The sequence below is a fragment of the Kluyvera sp. CHPC 1.251 genome (assembly GCF_036759945.1).
GTDB lineage: Bacteria > Pseudomonadota > Gammaproteobacteria > Enterobacterales > Enterobacteriaceae > Kluyvera > Kluyvera sichuanensis.
The window spans coordinates 1-1,058 of the sequence record NZ_JAPKIC010000031.1 but is presented as its reverse complement, the minus strand read 5'-3'; the positions used below and the strand labels follow the sequence as shown (position 1 = coordinate 1,058).

The 1,058-nt window shown below is 49.3% G+C and carries 2 tRNA genes and 1 rRNA gene; all 3 read left to right on the top strand.

The annotated features are described in order from the left end of the window. Positions 1-114: 114 nt before the first annotated feature. Positions 115-191, top strand: a tRNA-Ile gene (locus tag V6940_RS22675). 42 nt (positions 192-233) lie between these two features. Then, positions 234-309: transfer RNA gene (locus V6940_RS22670), tRNA-Ala, on the top strand. Between the two features lie 209 nt (positions 310-518). Beyond that, positions 519-1,058, top strand: a 23S ribosomal RNA gene (locus V6940_RS22665); the annotation flags it as partial.

Here is a 1,058-nt window from a genome sequence, read left to right as displayed (position 1 = left end):
TAACAAGGTAACCGTAGGGGAACCTGCGGTTGGATCACCTCCTTACCTTAAAGAAGCGTTCTTTGAAGTGCTCACACAGATTGTCTGATGAAAATTAGCAGTAAAAATCTCTGCAGGCTTGTAGCTCAGGTGGTTAGAGCGCACCCCTGATAAGGGTGAGGTCGGTGGTTCAAGTCCACTCAGGCCTACCAAATTCGCAAGAATTGTCGGTACAGAGATTAGCATTTTGCGATGGGGTTATAGCTCAGCTGGGAGAGCGCCTGCCTTGCACGCAGGAGGTCTGCGGTTCGATCCCGCATAGCTCCACCATCCTTTACTGCAAACACCCAAGAAAACTTCAGAGTGTACCTGAAAAGGTTCACTGCGAAGTTTTGCTCTTTAAAAATCTGGATCAAGCTGAAAATTGAAACAGCACACTGAACTCTGTTCTCCGTAATAAGAACAGACTGAGGTGTGTTTGAGTCTCTCAAATTTTTGCAGCACGATGATGAATCGAAAGAAACATCTTCGGGTTGTGAGGTTAAGCGACTAAGCGTACACGGTGGATGCCCTGGCAGTCAGAGGCGATGAAGGACGTGCTAATCTGCGATAAGCGTCGGTAAGGTGATATGAACCGTTATAACCGACGATTTCCGAATGGGGAAACCCAGTGTGTTTCGACACACTATCATTACGTGAATACATAGCGTAATGAAGCGAACCGGGGGAACTGAAACATCTAAGTACCCCGAGGAAAAGAAATCAACCGAGATTCCCCCAGTAGCGGCGAGCGAACGGGGAGCAGCCCAGAGCCTGAATCAGCATGTGTGATAGTGGAACGGTATGGAAAGGCCGGCGATACAGGGTGATAGCCCCGTACACAAAATTGCATGTGTTGTGAGCTCGATGAGTAGGGCGGGACACGTGGTATCCTGTCTGAATATGGGGGGACCATCCTCCAAGGCTAAATACTCCTGACTGACCGATAGTGAACCAGTACCGTGAGGGAAAGGCGAAAAGAACCCCGGCGAGGGGAGTGAAAAAGAACCTGAAACCGTGTACGTACAAGCAGTGGGAGC